The sequence below is a fragment of the Afipia sp. OHSU_II-C1 genome, assembly GCF_000497575.1.
Taxonomy (GTDB): Bacteria; Pseudomonadota; Alphaproteobacteria; order Rhizobiales; family Xanthobacteraceae; genus Afipia.
The window spans coordinates 331855-350036 of record NZ_APJI01000013.1; the positions used below are offsets into that span (position 1 = coordinate 331855).

Consider the following 18182-nt stretch of genomic DNA (forward strand, 5'->3'; position numbering starts at 1 on the left):
GGAACGCGTCGGCAACCATCCATCAATGGTTTTGGGCCGATTATGCGGTTTCGAGGATGAAATCGATGATTCGCGACGGCATTCAGGGACAGCAGGGAACGGTGGCATTCGCCGCCGGGCTCGACGCGATTCCTGCTGCGCCGATTTCGTCCCTTCTTGGCGGGCTTCTGCTTCTTATCTGCCCCTGAGGGCCGTCTGGGCATTTGCGCCTGGGCACTCAGGGGTTCGACGACAGCACCGAAACCCGAGCGCCCTGACGTGGCGCATCTGACCAAAGGATTTTCCCAATGAATACCGCGAACAAGTCCGACAAGGACCGCGTCGTTATCTTCGACACCACCTTGCGTGACGGCGAGCAATGCCCCGGAGCGACAATGACCTTCGAGGAAAAGCTCGAGGTCGCGGATTTGCTCGACTCCATGGGCGTCGACATCATCGAGGCCGGTTTTCCGATCGCCTCCGACGGCGATTTTGAAGCCGTCCGCGAAATCGCCAAGCGCACGAAGAACGCGGTGGTTTGCGGTCTCTCCCGCGCGGCCCACAAGGACATCGACCGCTGCGCCGAGGCAATCCGTCCGGCGCGCCGCGGCCGCATCCACACCTTCCTGTCCACCTCGCCGGTGCACATGAAGTACAAGCTGCAGATGGAGCCGGCAGATGTGCACGAACTGGTGATCTCGCAGGTCACGAGGGCGCGCAATCACACCGATGACGTCGAGTGGTCGTCGGAAGACGGCACCCGCACGGAATTTGACTTCCTGTGCCGCTGCGTGGAATCGGCGATCAAGGCCGGTGCCGCCACCATCAATATCCCGGACACCGTCGGCTACAGCGTGCCGGAGGAATACTACGACCTGTTCAAGCGCGTGCGCGAGACGGTGCCGAATGCCGACAAGGCGGTGTTCTCGGTCCATTGTCACAACGACCTCGGCATGGCGGTGGCGAATTCGCTGGCCGGTGTCCGTGCGGGTGCGCGGCAGATCGAATGCACCATCAACGGCATCGGCGAGCGTGCGGGCAATGCCGCGCTCGAGGAAGTCGTGATGGCGATGCGCGTGCGCAACGACAAGTTGCCGTACTGGAACAATATCGACACGACGATGCTGACGCGCGCATCGAAGTCGGTGGCTGCGGCGACGTCGTTCCCGGTGCAGTACAACAAGGCCATCGTCGGTCGTAATGCCTTCGCGCACGAAAGCGGCATCCATCAGGACGGCATGCTCAAGAACGCGCAGACCTACGAGATCATGCTGCCGGAGACGGTCGGCGTGAAGCAGACCTCGCTGGTGATGGGCAAGCATTCCGGCCGCCATGCCTTCATCCACAAGCTGGAGGACATGGGCTACAAGCTGGCGCAGAACCAATTGGAAGACGCCTTCGTGCGCTTCAAGGCTTTGGCCGACCGCAAGAAGGACATCTACGACGAAGACATCGAGGCGCTGGTCGATCAGGAGATCGCCCACTCGCACGACCGGATTCATCTCGTGTCCCTGACGGTGATCGCCGGCACGCATGGACCGCAGCGCGCGACCATGAAGCTCGATATCGATGGTCAGGTCAGAATCGAGGAAGCCGAGGGCAACGGTCCGGTCGACGCGACGTTCAACTGCATCAAGTCGCTGGTGCCGAACGAAGCAAAGCTGGAACTCTATCAGGTCCATGCGGTAACTGCCGGCACCGATGCGCAGGCCGAGGTCTCCGTGCGGCTGTCGCAGGACGGGCGTTCCGTCACGGCGCGTGCTGCGGATCCTGACACGCTGGTGGCTTCGGCGAAGGCGTATCTCAGTGCGCTGAACAAGATTGTCATGAAGAAGCAGCGTGACACGTCTGCGGTGGCTGCCGCGGGTCACTGATCGTCTCTTCGTCTGCGAATAAACGAAACGCGGTGCATCTTTCGGTGCACCGCGTTTTGCGTTGCAGCAATCGCGACGGCGCGCCCCCTTCTAACGGGCAATGGTCTTGACCACGCCAGTCTGCGATGATCCGGTTTGGTCCGGAATTAAGCCTCGGAACAACCGCGGCTCAACAATGCCTTTGGGAGGTAACATGAAAAAACTCATTCTGGCTGCGGCTTCAGTCGCCGTGCTTGCGCTCGTTGGACCTGCCACGGCGCAATCGCCGATCGTCATCAAGTTCAGCCATGTCGTCGCGCCGAACACGCCGAAAGGGCAGGGCGCCGAGAAATTCAAGCAGCTTGCCGAGAAGTACACGAACGGCAAGGTGAAGGTTGAGGTCTATCCGAACTCCCAGCTCTACAAGGACAAGGAAGAGGTCGAAGCGCTTCAGCTCGGCGCCGTGCAGATGCTGGCGCCGTCGCTTGCCAAGTTCGGTCCGCTCGGCGTGAAGGAATTCGAGGTGTTCGATCTGCCTTACATCCTTCCGGACAAGGCGGCGCTCGGCCGCATCACCAAGGGTCCGGTGGGGCAGGGGTTGCTCGCCAAGCTTGAGCCGAAGGGCATCAAGGGACTGGCGTACTGGGACAACGGCTTCAAGATCATGACGGCCAACAAGCCGATGCATAAGGTTGCTGATTTCCAGGGCCTGAAGATGCGCATCCAGTCGTCGAAGGTGCTGGAAGCCGAGATGCGCGCGCTCGGCGCCATCCCGCAGGTGCTGGCATTCTCCGAAGTCTATCAGGCGATGCAGACCGGCGTTGTCGACGGCAACGAGAACACGCCGTCGAACGTCTACACTCAGAAGATGCACGAAGTGCAGAAGCACGCCACCATCTCGAACCACGGCTACATCGGCTATGCGGTGATCGTGAACAAGAAGTTCTGGGATGGCCTTCCGGCGGACGTGAAGCCGCAGGTCGAGAAGGCGATGGCGGAGGCGACGGAGTTCGCCAACGACATTTCGCAGAAGGAAAACGACGACGCGCTGGCGGCGATGAAGAAGGCGGGAACCACCACCTTCTATGAATTGACCCCCGCGGAGCGTGCCGAGTGGATGAAGGCCCTCGAGCCGGTCACCAACGATATGGCGTCGCGCGTCGGCAAGGATCTGATCACGGCGTTCCAGAAGGAAGCCAACGCCAAGACGAATTGAGACAGCTTTCGTGACAGGAAAGTGGTCCGGGATCGACCCGGGCCACTTTCGTCTGATAGGATGATGCGGGGCGTCAGCTGAATATCGGACCGCGCGAAGACGCGGCCGCTGCGGGTGGGGACAAACTTGAAATCATTCATGCGCATCCTCGATGGCCTCGAGGAAACCCTGATCGCGACGCTGATAGCGGCCGCGACCATCGTGATCTTTGTGGCTGTTGCGCATCGCTACACCACGGATTTCGTGGTCAGCCATCGCAGTTGGCCCGGCGCGGTGCCCGCTTATGTGTTTCTCAGCAAGATTCACCTGTCCTGGGCGCAGGAGCTTTGCATCTACATGTTCGTGTGGATGGCGAAGTTTGGCGCGGCCTATGGCGTGCGCACCGGCATTCACGTCGGTGTCGACGTTCTGGTTCTGGCGCTGAGTCCGAAGTGGCGGAAGTGGACCATCCTGTTCGGCTTGCTGTGCGGCGCGCTGTTCACCGGCATCATCGGCACCATGGGCGCCAGTTTCGTTTACGGCCTGTCGCACACCGATCAGACCTCGCCAGATCTCGAACTGCCGAGCTGGATCGTCTATCTCTGCATCCCGCTGGGTTCTTACCTGATGTGCTTCCGCTTCCTGCAAGTGGCGTTTGCCTACTGGCGCACGGGTGATCTGCCGCATCACGATCATACGCACGTCGAAGGCATCGAGGTCGACACCGCGATTGGTCCGACGCCGGAGGGCGTCCGATGACCACGCTGTTTATCTTCGCGCTTCTCATCGCCCTGATGCTGACTGGCATGCCGATCTCGATCGCACTCGGCCTGACGGTTCTGACGTTCCTGTTTTTCCTGACCAGCGTGCCGATCGAAGCGGTGGCGCTGAAGCTGTTCACCGGCATCGAGAACTTCGAGATCATGGCGATCCCGTTCTTCATCCTCGCCGGTAATTTTCTGACCCACGGCGGCGTCGCCAAACGCATGATCAATTTCGCGACCTCGATGGTCGGGCATTGGTATGGCGGCCTCGGCCTCGCGGGTGTGATGGCCTGCGCATTGTTCGCTGCCATTTCAGGCTCGTCGCCGGCGACCGTGATCGCAATCGGTTCGATCCTGATGCCGGCAATGGTCGCGCAGGGCTTTCCCAAGCGCTTTGGCGCCGGCGTCATCACGACCTCGGGCGCACTGGGAATTCTGATTCCCCCATCCATCGTGATGGTGATCTACGCGGTCGCGACCGGCGGCAGCGTAGCCTTCGGTCCCGGCGGCGAACGCGTGACATCGGCCTCCGTCGGGCAGTTGTTCATGGCGGGCGTGATCCCCGGACTGATGCTGGCCTCGCTGCTCGGCCTGACAACGGTTTACCGCGCATGGAAGTTCGATTATCCGCGGCTGCCCCGCGCGACATGGGTCGAACGGTTCAAGGCATTCCGCGAGTGCATCTGGGGCCTGCTGCTGATCGTGATCGTGCTCGGCGGCATTTACGCCGGCCTGTTCACGCCGACGGAAGCGGCGGCCATGAGCGCGGTCTACGCGTTCGTGATCGCGGTGTTCGTCTACAAGGATCTGACGATCAGGGACGTGCCGCGCGTGTTGCTCGGCTCCGCCAGCATGAGCGCGATGATTCTCTACATCATCACCAACGCCGTGCTGTTCTCGTTCCTGATGACCAGTGAGCAGATTCCGCAGCAACTGACCGCATGGATGCTGGAGAAGGGCGTCAACTGGGTCACCTTCCTGATCTTCGTCAATGTCCTGCTGCTGGTGGCAGGCAACGTGATGGAAGCCAGTTCCATCGTGCTGATCACCGCGCCGATCCTGTTCCCGATCGCGGTGAAGCTCGGCATCCATCCGGTGCATCTCGGCATCCTGATGGTGGTCAACATGGAGGTCGGCATGTGTCACCCGCCGGTGGGCCTAAATCTCTATGTGGCGTCCGGTATCGCCAAGATGGGCATTACCGAACTCACCATTGCGGTGTGGCCATGGCTGCTGACAATGCTGATGTTCCTGGTGGCCGTGACTTTCGTGCCGGAAATCTCGCTGTGGCTGCCGCGAACGTTGGGGATGCTGAATTAATGCGCGTTCACCTAGGTGTCCAAAGCTTAAGTTGAAAGCGCGGCGGGGGCTGCCATCTTCGTGGAAGTTTCATCTGGAGATGTCCCCATGAAGAAAGCCATCCTTGCCGGCGTTGCAGCGGTTGCAATCATCGGCTCGACCGCCGTCTACGCACAGCATCGCCATCATCATCAGCATATGAGCATGGAAGATCGGGCGGCCTTCGTCGATGCGAAGATCGCGTCGGTGAAAGCCGGTCTTCAGCTCACGCCGGACCAGGAAAAGCTTTGGCCGCCGGTCGAGGCGGCGGTACGAGATTTCGCCAAGCAGCGCATGGCGCAGGCCAATGCACGCGCCAGCGAACGCGATGCGCGCCGCGCCGAACGCGACCTGAAGGGCAGTCAGGACGGCAAGCCGTCAGCCCCCGATCAGACCCGCGATCCGGTCGCCCGGCTCCGTGAGCGCGCCGATCGGATGGCCGAGACCGCTGCCGGTCTGAAGAAGATCGCCGATGCCGCCGACCCGCTCTACAAGACCCTCAACGACGGCCAGAAGCGCCGGCTGGCGGTGCTGACCCGGATGGGCGGCCATCATGGCTGGCGCGGACGGGGCTTCGAGCGCGGGCTGGACGGCGACCGATTCGACGGGGATCGCGGACCTGACCGTGATCGCGGCGCAGGCGGCTCCGAACGCCTCTGAGAGACCGGCTGAAAGCCTGTCGTTAAGGTAAAAACCGCCGGTTTTCCGGCGGTTTTTCTCGTTCGGAACCACTCCGATTTTCCCGCCGCCCACGGCCGGGAAAACCTTGCAACCTTGCTGGACATGGCCGTTTCGCTTTGCTAAACGACGCCGTCCTCAACGGACATCCGGATTGGATCCGGGCGCATAGCTCAGTTGGTAGAGCAGCTGACTCTTAATCAGCGGGTCCCAGGTTCGAGCCCTGGTGCGCCCACCAAACAAATCAAACAGGTTGTTGTTTTGGATTGGTGAGGACGAGTCGATGTTTCGGCTTGGCCGACCGGTTTGTCCGGGCGGCGGATGCGTCAGAACTGCCCGGCCGCCGTCAGGCGAACTGCAAGCGGTTCGACGGGATGCAGAACCCGGTCCATGACTCCATTCGCGCATACAGCCGCTGGCGGTATGCCCGCCTGGCATTGCGCGAACAGCGCGTCGGTCTTCAGCAGCGAGCCATAGGCGTAGGTGATCTGGTCGGACTTGCTGTCGGTCAGATTGTAGGCGTCGAGTTGAATGCGCCATCCGTTCTCAAACCGGTAGCCGACCTGGCCGTTGAGAAGACCTGTCGCCGGTGAAACGAAAGCGCCGTCTTCCGTGAGCGGCCGCGGCCCAAAATAACGGTACCGCAATGCGCCAAACCATCCTGTCCGCTCGCCGATTCTGACACCGGCAGATGCGATCATGTTGGGCGCACCTGGAATGTAATTGCCTCGCGCATTTCCGATCTGGGCCGCGGGATAACCCGCCAGTTCGGCATAGGCCGCGGGCTGATCCGGATTGGTGCCGCGGAAGCGCGCATGCGTGACGGCAATGTCGCCGTCGAACGCCAGCCATGAGGCCGGCTGATAGTGATTGGTCCATTCGACGCCATAGCGCCGGCTGGGACGGCTCGGCTCGGTGTCGCCGGCGTCGCCCACGAACAGAATTTCGGATGCGGAATCCAGCACGAACAGACTTAGAGAACTGTCCAGACCGGGAATAAGCTTGGTGCGGATTCCGACCTCAGCTCCGCGCGTTTTGACCAGGAACGGTGACGACGACACGGCTTCGCTTGGGTCGGTTGGTGATACCTTGATGGTCACGCCTCTGGCGTCATTGCTGTGGAAGCCTTCGCCGGCGTTGATGAAGAATTCCGTCTTGGCGAACGGTCCGAACACGATGCTGGCCTTTGGGCTGCCGATTACGGACGTCGCCTTGCCGGAATTCACCGGATTGAGAAGTGAATTGACATTGGTCGCATAGAAATCGCCGCGATAGCCGACAATGGTTCTCAGCCAGTTGGTCCAGTAAACGGTATTTTGTATGAACAGGCCGGTACTGCCTTCCTGCACCTTGTCGTCTCGCGTGCCGGACAGGAATTGGCGCTGAACCGTGTTCGAGAGTCCGACCCTGATGGAATCGTAGCGGTTCTGTATGCCGACCTCTGTTTGCATGGGCAGGCCGGCAAACGTGTGGTTGAACGTATGAGATGCGTTCAGACCGCCGATCACGCGACTGTCGCGCTGATGGAACTGATCCCCATTGAGAGGATCGCCGGGAGGCACCATGGCGTCGTTCAGGAAATAGGTGAAGTTGTTGTAGAGGTCGAGCGAACTCCTGATGACGTAGAAGTTGACCTTCGTGGTTCCCTCCGCCTCGGTCTTCCTGAACTGGCCAGAAATCGAGAAGCGATTGGATCTGCCGCCGTCGGTAGGATCGAGCGCGCCGTAAAGGCCGATCAGTCCTTGCGAGATCGTGCGCAGCGGAATCTGGTCGGTCGAATTCCAGCTGTTGCTGTAAGCCATGCCGGTCAGCGAGAAGCCGTTATCGGGCGTGCCCTGCGTGTAGCGGACAACGCTGTTGAGCTTGCGCACCTTGTCCGGATTGTCCCACGGGCCGTTGTAGGTGCCGGCTTCACCGGCCACGAGCAGCGTGCCGTCTCCAACTTTCCCGGATGTGATTCCGAGCATCCGGCGATACCCGAAGCTGCCGATGGTGGATGACAGCGTCGATTTCGCGATGCTGTCGATGAGATTGATGTGGACCGCACCCACCGAGGAGAAGTCGCCTTCATCGGCGAAGTAGGGGCCCTTCCTGATGTTGACCGACTGGATCAGTTCCGGGATCTGAAAATTCAGATCGGCATAGCCCTGTCCGTGGCCATGGGTGCGCATGTTGACAGGCATCCCGTCGACGGAAATGGCGAGATCGGTCCCGTGGTCGAGATTGAAGCCGCGCAGAAAGTACTGGTTGGCTTTGCCCTCGCCGCTGTGCTGCGTGATCATCAGGCCGGGAACAACCTCAAGGGCCTCAGCGGGGCGCGAGATGGGTCGTGCGTTGACCTCTTCTCCGCTGACATTCTTTTCGCTGGCCGAGGAAACCGGCCCGCCCATCGATGCGTCAGTGGACGGCGGCGTGTTGTTGACTCTCGTTGTTGAAACGTTGCTCCGCCGATTGCCGACCACTTCGATCGAAGGAAGCGTGCTGGCGGCGGGAGCAGACGCCTGCTGAGCCGCAGTTTCGGATGCGAGCATGAGCGAGGAAACGAGGGCGACAAGTCCGGCCTGTGCGGCGTCGGTCTTGATGCGCCGCATCAGAGGCGAGCGGAAGGTTTCTTTGAAAATGGAAGGTACGATCTCGCCCACGGCCTGTCTGCACTCAGTAATATAAAGTCGCGCCAGCCACACTGGCGAGTATGACGATATTTATAAATCATCATACACGAGGAGGGCAATCGAGCGAGCTCATAAAATCGGCACCGGATGCACTGTCTGGGCTCGCTCGAGCTGGGTAAACCGCTCCGTTGCGGCAGCATCCGTTAAACTACGGATGCGCTGTCAGTGGCTGCTCATAAGCCGTTCTACGGCTTCGCTTTCTGTGGTGGTGCATGACAGACAACGGATAGGGCGCCAACGGCACGCTTGATATGCGCGCCGCCCGATGTCTAGAGTTGGGGAGTTTTTGAATTTCTGATTTTTCAAATTTTTCAATCAAAAGAGATTTTTCATGCTGGGTCAGATCTATCAGGTCTTTCGCGATTCAAAGTGGATGATCGCGATTACGCTGCTGCTTTGCGGCGCTCTGTTGTTGCCGAACCAGGTCATCGAACTTTATCGCATCGCGGCGATCGAAGGCGGAATTGTCGCGCTCTTTATGTTCGGAGCGGTAGCCCTTATCGGTTTGGCGATCTGGCTGGGCGCGATACAGATTGCTGCGCAAACACAGTCGTCAGGCAGCATAGCAGATCCCTGCGCGGCCAAGCTGAACAACTATCTGCCTGTCGTACTGGGAACGTTCCCGCTTTTATGCGCTGCCATCGCTCTGTTCCGCTCCCGGCCGTCACTGGACAAAGTGTCGGAGGAGGCGCGGCAGGTCGGAAGCGTGCTCCGTGTGCAGTACGACACGCTGGTCGTGGTCAAGGACACGCTCCTGATTTACGGATTCGTGTTTCTCGCGATGGCCTGTCTGATCGCAGCAGCGATGTCCATGCTGAACAGCCGCATACTCGCAGTTTCCATCAAGACAAACCGGGTCTACTTTGCAAGGCGGCGGTTCCTTGCTGCGACGGCGATTATCACCATCCTGCTTGCGGTTCTGTTCGTCCGCTACCCTGTCGGCTTTGCGAGCGCTCTCGGGAGCTTTGGCGTCCTTGCGCTGTTCACGGTCTGCCTGACCGCCGTATGCGTTCATCTCTCCTTGATCACCATCCGGGATCGCATCCCGTACATCCCGCTGATCCTGATTGGCGTGCTGCTCATTTCGCTGTTTGATCTCAACGATAATCATGTGATCAGGACGCTGCCGGCAAAATCGCCTGCGGACGGCGAAACCAGCATGCCGAAGCGCCTGAACGCCAGCGCGGCGTTTGAGACGTGGCTCGCTCAGCGGGGTCTGCCGATTGGAGGGCCCTACAACAAGAGCCCGTATCCGGTGTTCGTCGTCACGGCACAGGGCGGCGGAATTTACGCGGCGTACAACGCCGCCATATTTCTCGCTCGCATGCAGGATCTTTGCCCGACCTTTCACCATCATCTGTTCGCAATCAGCGGGGTATCTGGCGGCAGCATAGGAGCATCCACCTTCGCGGCGGCGCTGGACGCGGCAGGCAAGGCGGGTCCTCAGCCGGGTGATGTTTCGCCGGACCCCTGTCCACGAATGAGGCGCTTTCTGTCGAACGCACATGCCGACAATCTGGATATCATCGGGAACACCGAGGCGAACGTAGACCTCGCCCTGTCTTCCGATTTTCTGTCCCCGCTCCTGGCGTCAACGCTGTTTCCCGATTTCATGCAGTCGCTGATTCCAAGACCCGTTGGCTCGCTTGATCGTGCCCGGGCGCTGGAGTTCACGTTCGAGTCGGCGGCGCAACAGATGTATGCGCGCAAGCAATCACCGATCGGGTCCAGTGACAGCAAGACGGTCCTGACATCGGGAAAGCCGCGAAATCTTCTGGAGGAAAGTTTTCAGGCTCACTGGAGCCCATCAGGAGCGATTCCGGCCCTTCTGCTGAATGCGACCGACAGTGGTTCCGGCAAGCGCATCGTCATGTCGCCGTTCGACCTCGACAAGGCGAAGTCCGAGGCGTCTGATATTTGCGTTCTAGCGCCGGCGAAGCGCGCCGATGACTTTGCGCTCAGCACAGCGGCCTTCATTAGTGCGCGATTTCCGTGGGTGACGCCCGCGGCGACGACGCGTCTGCTCGACCCCAATCCCTGCATTGCAGACAAGCTCGTCAAGAAGATCAGGCTTGTCGACGGCGGCTACATCGACAATTCGGGCGTCGAGACTGCGCTTGATCTGGTGACCGAGATGAAGAGAGCGGTGAGGGACAAGGGTGGAGACACCGGCGGAGATCCGTTCCCGATTTATCTGATTTCCCTGTCGAGCGGTGATTTCCCGAGCAAGCGCGATTACTCCATGAACGAGTTGATGGAGCCCATCCGTGCATTGCTGAACGGGCGGGAAGCGCGGGCGGCGATCGCTCTCAACAGGGCCCGGATGGAATCCCAGATCGTAAAGGTGAGCGGCCAGCCGGAGCTGCCGCGGTTTAACCGCACCAATTTGCGGAGTTACTTCTATGATCTTCCGCTTGGCTGGGCGATGTCCGACAAGACGCGCGACATCATCGCGCTCGACAGCGGACGGTTCTGGGATTGCCAGCCCAGTACGAGTTTTGTGCAGACAAACGTCAACCTGAGCAACGCGGATTGCGTCCAGCTTCAGATCTATCACCTGCTCAACGGTTCAGCGACTTCCGCGCTGGCCGGCCTTGAACAGGCAAACAAGATAGCAGCCCGCATGGCTGACCTTGCGAAGGCGGAAGGCGACCCGCCGAAGCGTGTCGATCATGAAAATCTGCTGAGTTGCTATGAGCGTGGATGGCGGGACGAAAAGTTCAGGGAATGGGAGAAGGTCAAGGGGACGACGCTGACGCCCTACAAGAAGAATTATCTCTCCCACAATCAGGCGGAGCATGTCAGAGAATTGCTTCGTGAATGGGATCGGCTCAACACTCTCACGGACCCGGCGGTCCTGTCCGGTGTCAAGGATCCGGCCGTCCTCGCATATGTCCTCGGGTCACTGTCCTACGACAGCAATGATTTCCGGCGGCTCACCGAGAATGTGACTTTCAAGTCCGCCAGCCAGATCGAGGCAAGCCCATGGTGGTCGCGAATCCAGCGGATAAACAAAATTCGCAAGGATGCGAACCCATCCGCGCAAGACGTTGATGTCAGTACGTTGATTAACAAGCCAGAGGATCTGGCCGAACTGGTTTGGGGATGGGAGAAGAATATCTTCGGCAATAACTTTCAGAGCGGGGTCTATAATTCAGCACTTAAAGAGGGCTGGAAGTACAGGCCTCGCGGCGTCTATCAGATCATCGGACGTGAGCAATACGAATCAGAAGGCCGCCGGTTGAAATTGCTCAACAAGGAGCTTGATGACAAGTTCTTGCTCAATGAGCCGGACGCGCTCTGGGACAAGAGAATTTCCGCCAAGGTTGCTTTTGCGCATTTTCTGAACTGGAGAAGCTCGAAGGTCGCTCAGGGCACGTCTGACGAGCGAGCGAAGAAGCGCAGGGATGCCGGTCTGGAAAGCAAGGCATTGCCTGCTGTTCTTGCCGAACATCCAGACGGATTTGAGCTTGCGCGCCGCAACCAGCACGACATGGGCGACGGAAAGGACGAGGATATCGTTTCCAGGCAGAGCAAGTTGTTCAAGACCTGCATTCAGCAAGCCCGGATCAAGTAGCAGCCGGTCACTCGCCGATTGACCGGTGCCCTGGCAGATGCGAATTCAGGCATCTGCCAGGAGAGATGCCATGCCTCACATCGTTTGCCATTACTCCGCATCGTCCGATATGCCGCCGCTTGGTGATGTGATGCTGGGGCTTCATCGCGCCGCCGCCTCGACCGGTGTGGTTCAGGCCGATGATCTCAAGATCCGGGCGCAGTCGTTCGCGGATTATCTCGTCGCCGGCGAGGAGCGATCGTTCTTCCATGTCGCGCTGTATCTTCTGGCCGGGAGGACCCCGGAACAGAAGGAGCGTCTCAGCATCGCGCTGCGTCAGGAACTCTCGGAGCTTTTGCCGGGCATCACCAGCATCAGCATCGACATCCGCGATATGGATCCGCTGGCTTACAAGAAACGGCTGCTCGACATTCCGTCCCGTTCCGCACGGCAGGCCTAAACCAGCAGCGGTTTGGCCGTCACGGCCATGTCCTTGAGCAGCGGAAGGAAGCGGTCGATCATCTCGCCGGTGGTGATGCGGTCGACATGCGCGCCGATATTTGCCGCCGCGACCACCGTGCCATCGTAGCGATGGATCGGCACCGAGATCGAGCGGAAGCCGGGCTCGGCCTCGCGATCGACCAGCGAATAGCCCTTGCTGCGGTCGCTGATGATGGTGGCGATGACGGTGGATTTGTCCGTGACGGTTTCCGGCGTCTGCGCCGTCAGCGTCATGGCGCCGATGGCCGACGTCAATTCGTCATTGGAGAGGCGGCCGAGCAGAACACGGCCGACCGACGTGCAATAGGCCGGCAGCCGGTAGCCGATGTCGATGCCGGCGGAAAAAACCCGCGCTGGACTGGCTCTGGCAACGAACACGGCTTCCTGTCCATCCAGAATCGCGAGCGAGCAGACTTCCCTCGCTTTTGTGGAAATATCGTCCATCAGCGGCTGCAAGACGGCGACGATCTGGTTGGACGACAGATAGGCCGAAGCCAGCGCCAGCACGCGCGGTGTCAGCGAAAACAGCCGCTCGTCGCCTGCGACGAAGCCGGATTTCTGGAGGGTCAGCAGAATTCTGCGGGCGGTGGCGCGCGGCAGATTGGATGCCTTGGCGATATCGCTCAGGGTCATCGGGCGGTGTTCGGTGCCGAACGACTGCAGCACCCGAAGGCCGCGGTCGAGGCTTTCGATGAACTCGCCGCCGTCGCGTCTGGCTTCTTCTTCCTCTGCGGTGCGCTTTACGCGGGGCATGCTCGGTCGGCCGTTCTTTCCGGTCATGAGTCGATCTGCCCAGACGAGACCATAATTCGCCGAATTATGCACCCACCGCTTTGATTGGTGTCAAAAGCGACTTGAAGTCGAAGGAGAGGTCAGCCGCCTGTTCCGGCGTCGGCGAAATGCCGCTGCCGATCAGCCGCCTGGCGGCCATTTGATCGCCGGCGCGGTTGACGCTGTCCACGGCGCACAGCTTGTCCTGGCGATAGTAGAAAACCGAGAATTGACCGTCTTCCAGCGACCCGCGAATGGCGTAGCGGTTGAAATTCCGGGACAGTCCGACGGTTTGCAATTTCGCGTCGTATTGATCCGACCAGAAGCGCGGCACGCTGTCGTAAGGTCCGGTTTTTCCCGCGATGGCGAGTCCGGCCGCCTTGGCTTGATCCTGTGCATTCTGGACAGATTCCAGACGAAGCCAGCCCTGCGCGTGGGCGTTGTAGTGATTGGCGCAGTCGCCGGCTGCAAAGATATCGGGATCGCTGGTCAGGCCGTGGTCGTCGACGACGATCCCGTCGGTGCAGTTCAACTGAGCATCGCGCGCCAGTTGGTCGTTCGGAACGCCGCCGATTCCCACCAGAACGAGATCCGCGCGCAGCCGTGCGCCGCCTTGCGTGGTCACGAAGCCCGCGCGGCCATTGTGCTCTTCGATTCCCGCGACGCTCTCGTTGAGCCGCACATCGACGCCGTGGCGGCTGTGCAGGTCGAGCAGGAATTGCGAGACGACCGGCGAGACGGAACGTTCGAGCAGCCGCGAAGCACTTTCGATAATGGTGACTTTCTTGCCGAGCTTGCTGGCCGATGCCGCGACCTCAAGGCCGATGAAGCCGCCGCCGATGACAACGATCTCGGCTGCATTGCGCAGTCGTTCTTTCAGTTCGATCGCGTCACGGATGGAGCGCAGATAGCATACGCCGTCGAGATTCGCGCCGGGAAGGGCCAGCCGCCGCGCGTGAGAGCCTGTGCCGATGAACAGCTTGTCGAAAGCGAGCGTTGTGCTGCCATTGATCGAAAGCTGCCGCGCATGCCGGTCGATTGCATGCACGCGCGTATCGAGAATGAGATCGATCTGCTTGAGCCTGAAGAATGCGTCGTCGCGAAGAACGAGGCCATCTTGCGTGACCTTGTCGAGCAGGAAATCCTTGGACAGCGGAGGGCGCTGATAGGGCAGCAGATGATCGTCGGCGACGACCGTGATGCGCTCCGCGTATCCGCTGTCGCGTGCCGACAATGCGGCCTGGATGCCGGCGTACGATGCGCCCACGACAACGAGGCCGCTCATGATTGCGTCCCGGAAATATGGACGGTCAGGGCCGTGATCGATGGCGGGAGTTTCAACTGACAGCTCAACCGGCTGGTGGGTTTGCGGGTGGCGGTGACCGAGCCGAGCAGCTCGAGTTCTTCCGGCTGCGGTGGTGCCAGACTCCCCGAATGACTGACGTCTATGTAGACATGGCACGTGGCGCAGTCGAGGCAGCCGCCGCACTCTCCATCGATTCCAGAAACGCCATTTCGGATGGCGGCGAGCATGACGCTCGTGCCGCTGTCGACGTTCACGACAGTCTCTGAACCGTCGGGCTGAATGAATGTGATCCGGGCCATGACCATGTCCGTTGCTGAGCGCCGTCCATAAAGTTCATTTAACGAACATATGGGCGTTGAACGAACATATCAAGCGAGCGACGCATGAGATACCTTTCTTTTGGCTTCGCATTTGCAGCATAAATAGGCGATGACAGCCTGCAGATTGCGCTTGCACGTTTTCCAATTTGGAGACAGTCTAACGAATATCGCACATATGTTCGTTCATCGAACATATCGAAGTGGGAGCGCGAGCTCGAGAGCCAAAGCAAGGCTCTTGGGTGCGCGGCCAGGTCGGGGGAGTTGCCGCGTAAGGCAATTTTTCATCTGCCTGGGCTCGCGTGTTGCGGTGGAAAGGTTTTCAATCGTTGGAGCTTCACGGCTTCAATCTGGCCCTGCGCGGGTCATCGATGTTTTCGGCAAGAAAATCGTCTCGGGACCGGAAGGAAGAAACGCCATGATGAGCCAAGAGCAGAATGATCTGATCACCCGCACGGGCCCGGCCGATCCTGCGGGAAAACTGCTGCGGATGTACTGGCAGCCGGCGGCGCTGGTCGATGAACTCGAGGGCCCGCGGCCGATCAGGGCCGTCAGGTTGCTCGGCGAGAACTTCGTGCTGTTTCGCGACGAGCAGGGCCGTTACGGATTGATGGATCGCGACTGCCCGCATCGCGGCGCGGACCTCGCCTTCGGCCGGCTTGAAAACGGCGGCCTGCGCTGCGCCTTCCATGGCTGGCTGTTCGACGTTCAGGGTAATTGTCTTGAGACCCCGGCCGAGCCGGTCGGTTCGGTCCTGTGCAAGAACATCAAGCAGCGCGCCTATCCCGTCCTCGAGAAGGGCGGCATTCTGTGGGCGTATCTGGGCGAAGGCGAGCCGCCCGCGTTTCCGGAGATCGACTGTTTCGTCGCGCCGGATGCCTATACGTTTGCATTCAAGGGGCTGATCGAATGCAACTGGCTTCAGGCGCTTGAAGTCGGCATCGACCCGGCGCATGCCTCGTTCCTGCATCGCTTCTTTGAAGACGAAGACCTCGAGAAGTCCTACGGCAAGCAATTCCGCGGCGCGTCCGCGGGAAGCGACATGCCGATGACCAAGATCCTGCGCGAATACGACCGCCCGATCATCAATGTCGAGAAAACCGAGTACGGTTTGCGGCTCGTGGCGCTGCGCCAGATCGATGACGAGCGCACTCATGTGCGTGTCACCAATCAGCTGTTCCCGCACGGCTTCGTCATTCCGATGAGCCAGGAAATGACGATCACGCAGTGGCACGTGCCGGTCGATGACACCCATTGCTACTGGTACGCGATCTTCACCAGCTACACGACGCCGGTCGACAAGAAGAAGATGCGCGAGCAGCGCCTCGATCTGTATGAACTGCCGGACTACAAGTCGCGCCGCAACAAGACCAACGATTACGGTTTCGATCCGCACGAGCAGGCCACCGAGACCTATACCGGCATGGGCCTCGACATCAACGTGCACGACCAGTGGGCCGTGGAATCCATGGGCGCGATCCAGGATCGCACGCGCGAGCATCTCGGGCAGTCCGACAAGGCGATCGTGCAGTATCGCCGCCTGCTGCGTCAGGAAATCGAGAAGGCCGTTGCCGGCGGCAAGCCGCTGCTGTTCCTCGATGAAGCGCATGCGCGCAGCATCCAGGGGCCCGCGACGATGGACGGCATCGGGCCGACGCGCGGCTGGGAAATCTACTGGATGGAGGTCGACGTGAAGCGGCGGCGCGGTGCACCGTGGGCTGCGCCGATCCCGACCGAGATCGCCGAGAAGGTGCCGCATCTCACCGCGGCCGAGTAAGGATCTGCTGAGCCAATGTCAGGGAAAGCAACGTCATTGAGCTTTGTCGCGCGACATCGTCTTTGGTCGGAGGAACAGAACGAAGCGGCGGTTCGTCTTCGACGGATCGTTGAGGAGAAGGGGCTCGACACCATCCGTTTGTCGTTCCCCGATCAGCACGGGATTCTACGCGGCAAGACGCTGGTCGCGAGCGAAGCTCTGCGCATCCTTGAAAACGGCTGTACGATCACGACCACGATGCTGGCGAAGGACACGTCACACCGAACGGTGTTTCCGGTGTTCACCGCCGGCGGCGGTTTCGGCATGCCGGAGATGCAGGGCGCCGCCGACGTCCTGATGATCCCCGATCCATCGACCTTCCGGGTGCTGCCCTGGGCGCCGACCACCGGCTGGATTCTGTGCGATGTTCATTTCGCCGACGGACGCGCGGTGCCGTTCGCAACGCGCGGTCTGTATAGGTCCGTGCTGAACAAGCTGTCCGCGCGCGGCTATGATTTCATGGCCGGGCTTGAGGTCGAGTTTCACGTCTTCAAGGTCAACGATCCGAAGATGCAGCCGGCCCATGCGGGCCAGCCCGGCGAGCCGCCGGATGTCAGCCTGCTGTCCCACGGCTATCAGTATCTGACCGAGCAACGCTACGACGAGATGGAGCCGGTGCTCGAACTGATCCGGCGCGACGTGGTGGCGCTCGGTCTGCCGCTGCGCTCGATCGAGGTTGAGTTCGGCCCCAGCCAGTGCGAGTTCACCTTCGCTCCGACCGTTGGGCTTGATCCGGCCGATACGATGGTGCTGTTCCGCAGTGCGGTGAAGCAGATCTGTCACCGGCACGGCTATCACGCAACCTTCATGTGCCGCCCGCGCATTCCCAACGTCGTGTCGTCGGGATGGCATCTGCACCAGTCGCTGCTGTCGCGCGCCGATGGCCGCAGTGCCTTTATGTCCGATGCTGACGGCGAATTCCTCTCGGACTTCGGCAAGGGCTATCTCGGCGGATTGCTCGAACATGCCCGCGCGGCGACCGTGTTCACGACGCCGACCATCAACGGCTACAAGCGTTACCGGTCCTATTCGCTGGCACCGGATCGCGCGATCTGGGGACGGGACAACCGCGGCGTGATGATCCGCGTTCTGGGTGGGCCGAGGGACCCGGCCACGCGGTTCGAAAACCGGGTGGGCGAGCCGGCGGCAAACCCGTACCTTTACATGGCGTCGCAAATCCTGTCGGGGCTGGACGGCGTGGACCGCGGCATTGACCCCGGCCCCTCCGCCGATACACCTTATGAGACCAAGGCCAGCCTGCTGCCGAAGTCGCTGCGCGAAGCGGTTTTCGCGCTGAACGACGATCCCTTTTTCAGGAACGCAATGGGCGCGGAACTGGTAGACTATTACGTCCACATCAAGAACGCCGAGATCGAGCGCTTCCAGGCTGAAGTCACCGAATGGGAGCAGCGCGAGTATTTCGGGATGTTTTGATC

The 18182-nt window shown here is 60.4% G+C and carries 14 protein-coding genes and 1 tRNA gene; 11 read left to right on the top strand and 4 right to left on the bottom strand.

From position 1 onward, the window contains the following. Window positions 1-65 precede the first annotated feature (65 nt). The 7 genes from I554_RS27745 to I554_RS0114870 all read left to right on the top strand — a co-directional run bounded on the left by I554_RS27745 (window position 66) and on the right by I554_RS0114870 (window position 6045). On the top strand, window positions 66-188 hold the full coding sequence (locus I554_RS27745) for a hypothetical protein (protein WP_275450901.1): 123 nt from the start codon (window positions 66-68) through the stop codon (window positions 186-188). Between the two features lie 99 nt (window positions 189-287). Continuing rightward, window positions 288-1853 (top strand): 2-isopropylmalate synthase, encoded by a 1566-nt coding sequence (locus tag I554_RS0114845; protein ID WP_024576310.1) that lies wholly within the window; start codon window positions 288-290, stop codon window positions 1851-1853. Between the two features lie 193 nt (window positions 1854-2046). Continuing rightward, window positions 2047-3048, top strand: coding sequence for a TRAP transporter substrate-binding protein (locus I554_RS0114850; RefSeq protein WP_024576309.1), 1002 nt, complete (start codon window positions 2047-2049; stop codon window positions 3046-3048). A 138-nt stretch (window positions 3049-3186) separates the two neighbouring features. Then, window positions 3187-3786 (top strand): TRAP transporter small permease, encoded by a 600-nt coding sequence (locus tag I554_RS0114855; protein ID WP_029659532.1) that lies wholly within the window; start codon window positions 3187-3189, stop codon window positions 3784-3786. After that, a complete protein-coding gene (locus tag I554_RS0114860) occupies window positions 3783-5111 on the top strand; it encodes a TRAP transporter large permease subunit (protein ID WP_024576307.1) in 1329 nt (442 codons plus the stop codon). The genes I554_RS0114855 and I554_RS0114860 overlap by 4 nt, the downstream gene beginning before the upstream one ends. An 87-nt stretch (window positions 5112-5198) precedes the next feature. Further along, window positions 5199-5789 carry a Spy/CpxP family protein refolding chaperone gene (locus tag I554_RS0114865; protein WP_024576306.1) on the top strand — a complete coding sequence of 197 codons (591 nt, stop codon included), beginning with the start codon at window positions 5199-5201 and terminating at the stop codon, window positions 5787-5789. 180 nt (window positions 5790-5969) lie between these two features. Next, window positions 5970-6045 (top strand) — tRNA-Lys (locus I554_RS0114870). A gap of 88 nt (window positions 6046-6133) precedes the next feature. Here the strand turns inward: I554_RS0114870 and I554_RS0114875 are convergent. After that, a complete protein-coding gene (locus I554_RS0114875; protein ID WP_244432767.1) occupies window positions 6134-8197 on the bottom strand; it encodes a TonB-dependent receptor in 2064 nt (687 codons plus the stop codon). A 613-nt stretch (window positions 8198-8810) separates the two neighbouring features. Here I554_RS0114875 and I554_RS0114880 point away from each other — a divergent pair. Both I554_RS0114880 and I554_RS0114885 read left to right on the top strand, forming a co-directional pair. Continuing rightward, window positions 8811-12056: a hypothetical protein gene (locus I554_RS0114880; protein WP_024576304.1), complete on the top strand. Its 3246-nt coding sequence runs from the start codon at window positions 8811-8813 to the stop codon at window positions 12054-12056. Between the two features lie 70 nt (window positions 12057-12126). Continuing rightward, window positions 12127-12495: a 5-carboxymethyl-2-hydroxymuconate isomerase gene (locus I554_RS0114885; protein WP_024576303.1), complete on the top strand. Its 369-nt coding sequence runs from the start codon at window positions 12127-12129 to the stop codon at window positions 12493-12495. Here I554_RS0114885 and I554_RS0114890 read toward each other — a convergent pair. The 3 genes from I554_RS0114890 to I554_RS0114900 all read right to left on the bottom strand — a co-directional run bounded on the left by I554_RS0114890 (window position 12492) and on the right by I554_RS0114900 (window position 14912). Beyond that, window positions 12492-13289: an IclR family transcriptional regulator C-terminal domain-containing protein gene (locus I554_RS0114890; RefSeq protein ID WP_024576302.1), complete on the bottom strand. Its 798-nt coding sequence runs from the start codon at window positions 13287-13289 to the stop codon at window positions 12492-12494. The two genes, I554_RS0114885 and I554_RS0114890, sit on opposite strands and share 4 nt — an antisense overlap. Before the next feature lie 64 nt (window positions 13290-13353). Then, on the bottom strand, window positions 13354-14592 hold the full coding sequence (locus tag I554_RS0114895; protein WP_024576301.1) for an FAD-dependent oxidoreductase: 1239 nt from the start codon (window positions 14590-14592) through the stop codon (window positions 13354-13356). Further along, window positions 14589-14912: a 2Fe-2S iron-sulfur cluster-binding protein gene (locus I554_RS0114900; RefSeq protein ID WP_024576300.1), complete on the bottom strand. Its 324-nt coding sequence runs from the start codon at window positions 14910-14912 to the stop codon at window positions 14589-14591. Before I554_RS0114900 ends, I554_RS0114895 begins: the two co-directional genes overlap by 4 nt. A 436-nt stretch (window positions 14913-15348) precedes the next feature. On the opposite strand from I554_RS0114900, the gene I554_RS0114905 reads away from it, so the two are divergent. Together I554_RS0114905 and I554_RS0114910 are read left to right on the top strand one after the other, a co-directional pair. Continuing rightward, entirely contained in the window at window positions 15349-16707 is a 1359-nt protein-coding gene (locus I554_RS0114905) for an aromatic ring-hydroxylating dioxygenase subunit alpha (RefSeq protein WP_024576299.1), read from the top strand. Window positions 16708-16743: 36 nt separating this feature from the next. Then, complete coding sequence (locus I554_RS0114910) at window positions 16744-18180, top strand: glutamine synthetase family protein (RefSeq protein ID WP_024576298.1); 1437 nt, start codon at window positions 16744-16746, stop codon at window positions 18178-18180. Window positions 18181-18182 lie beyond the last annotated feature (2 nt).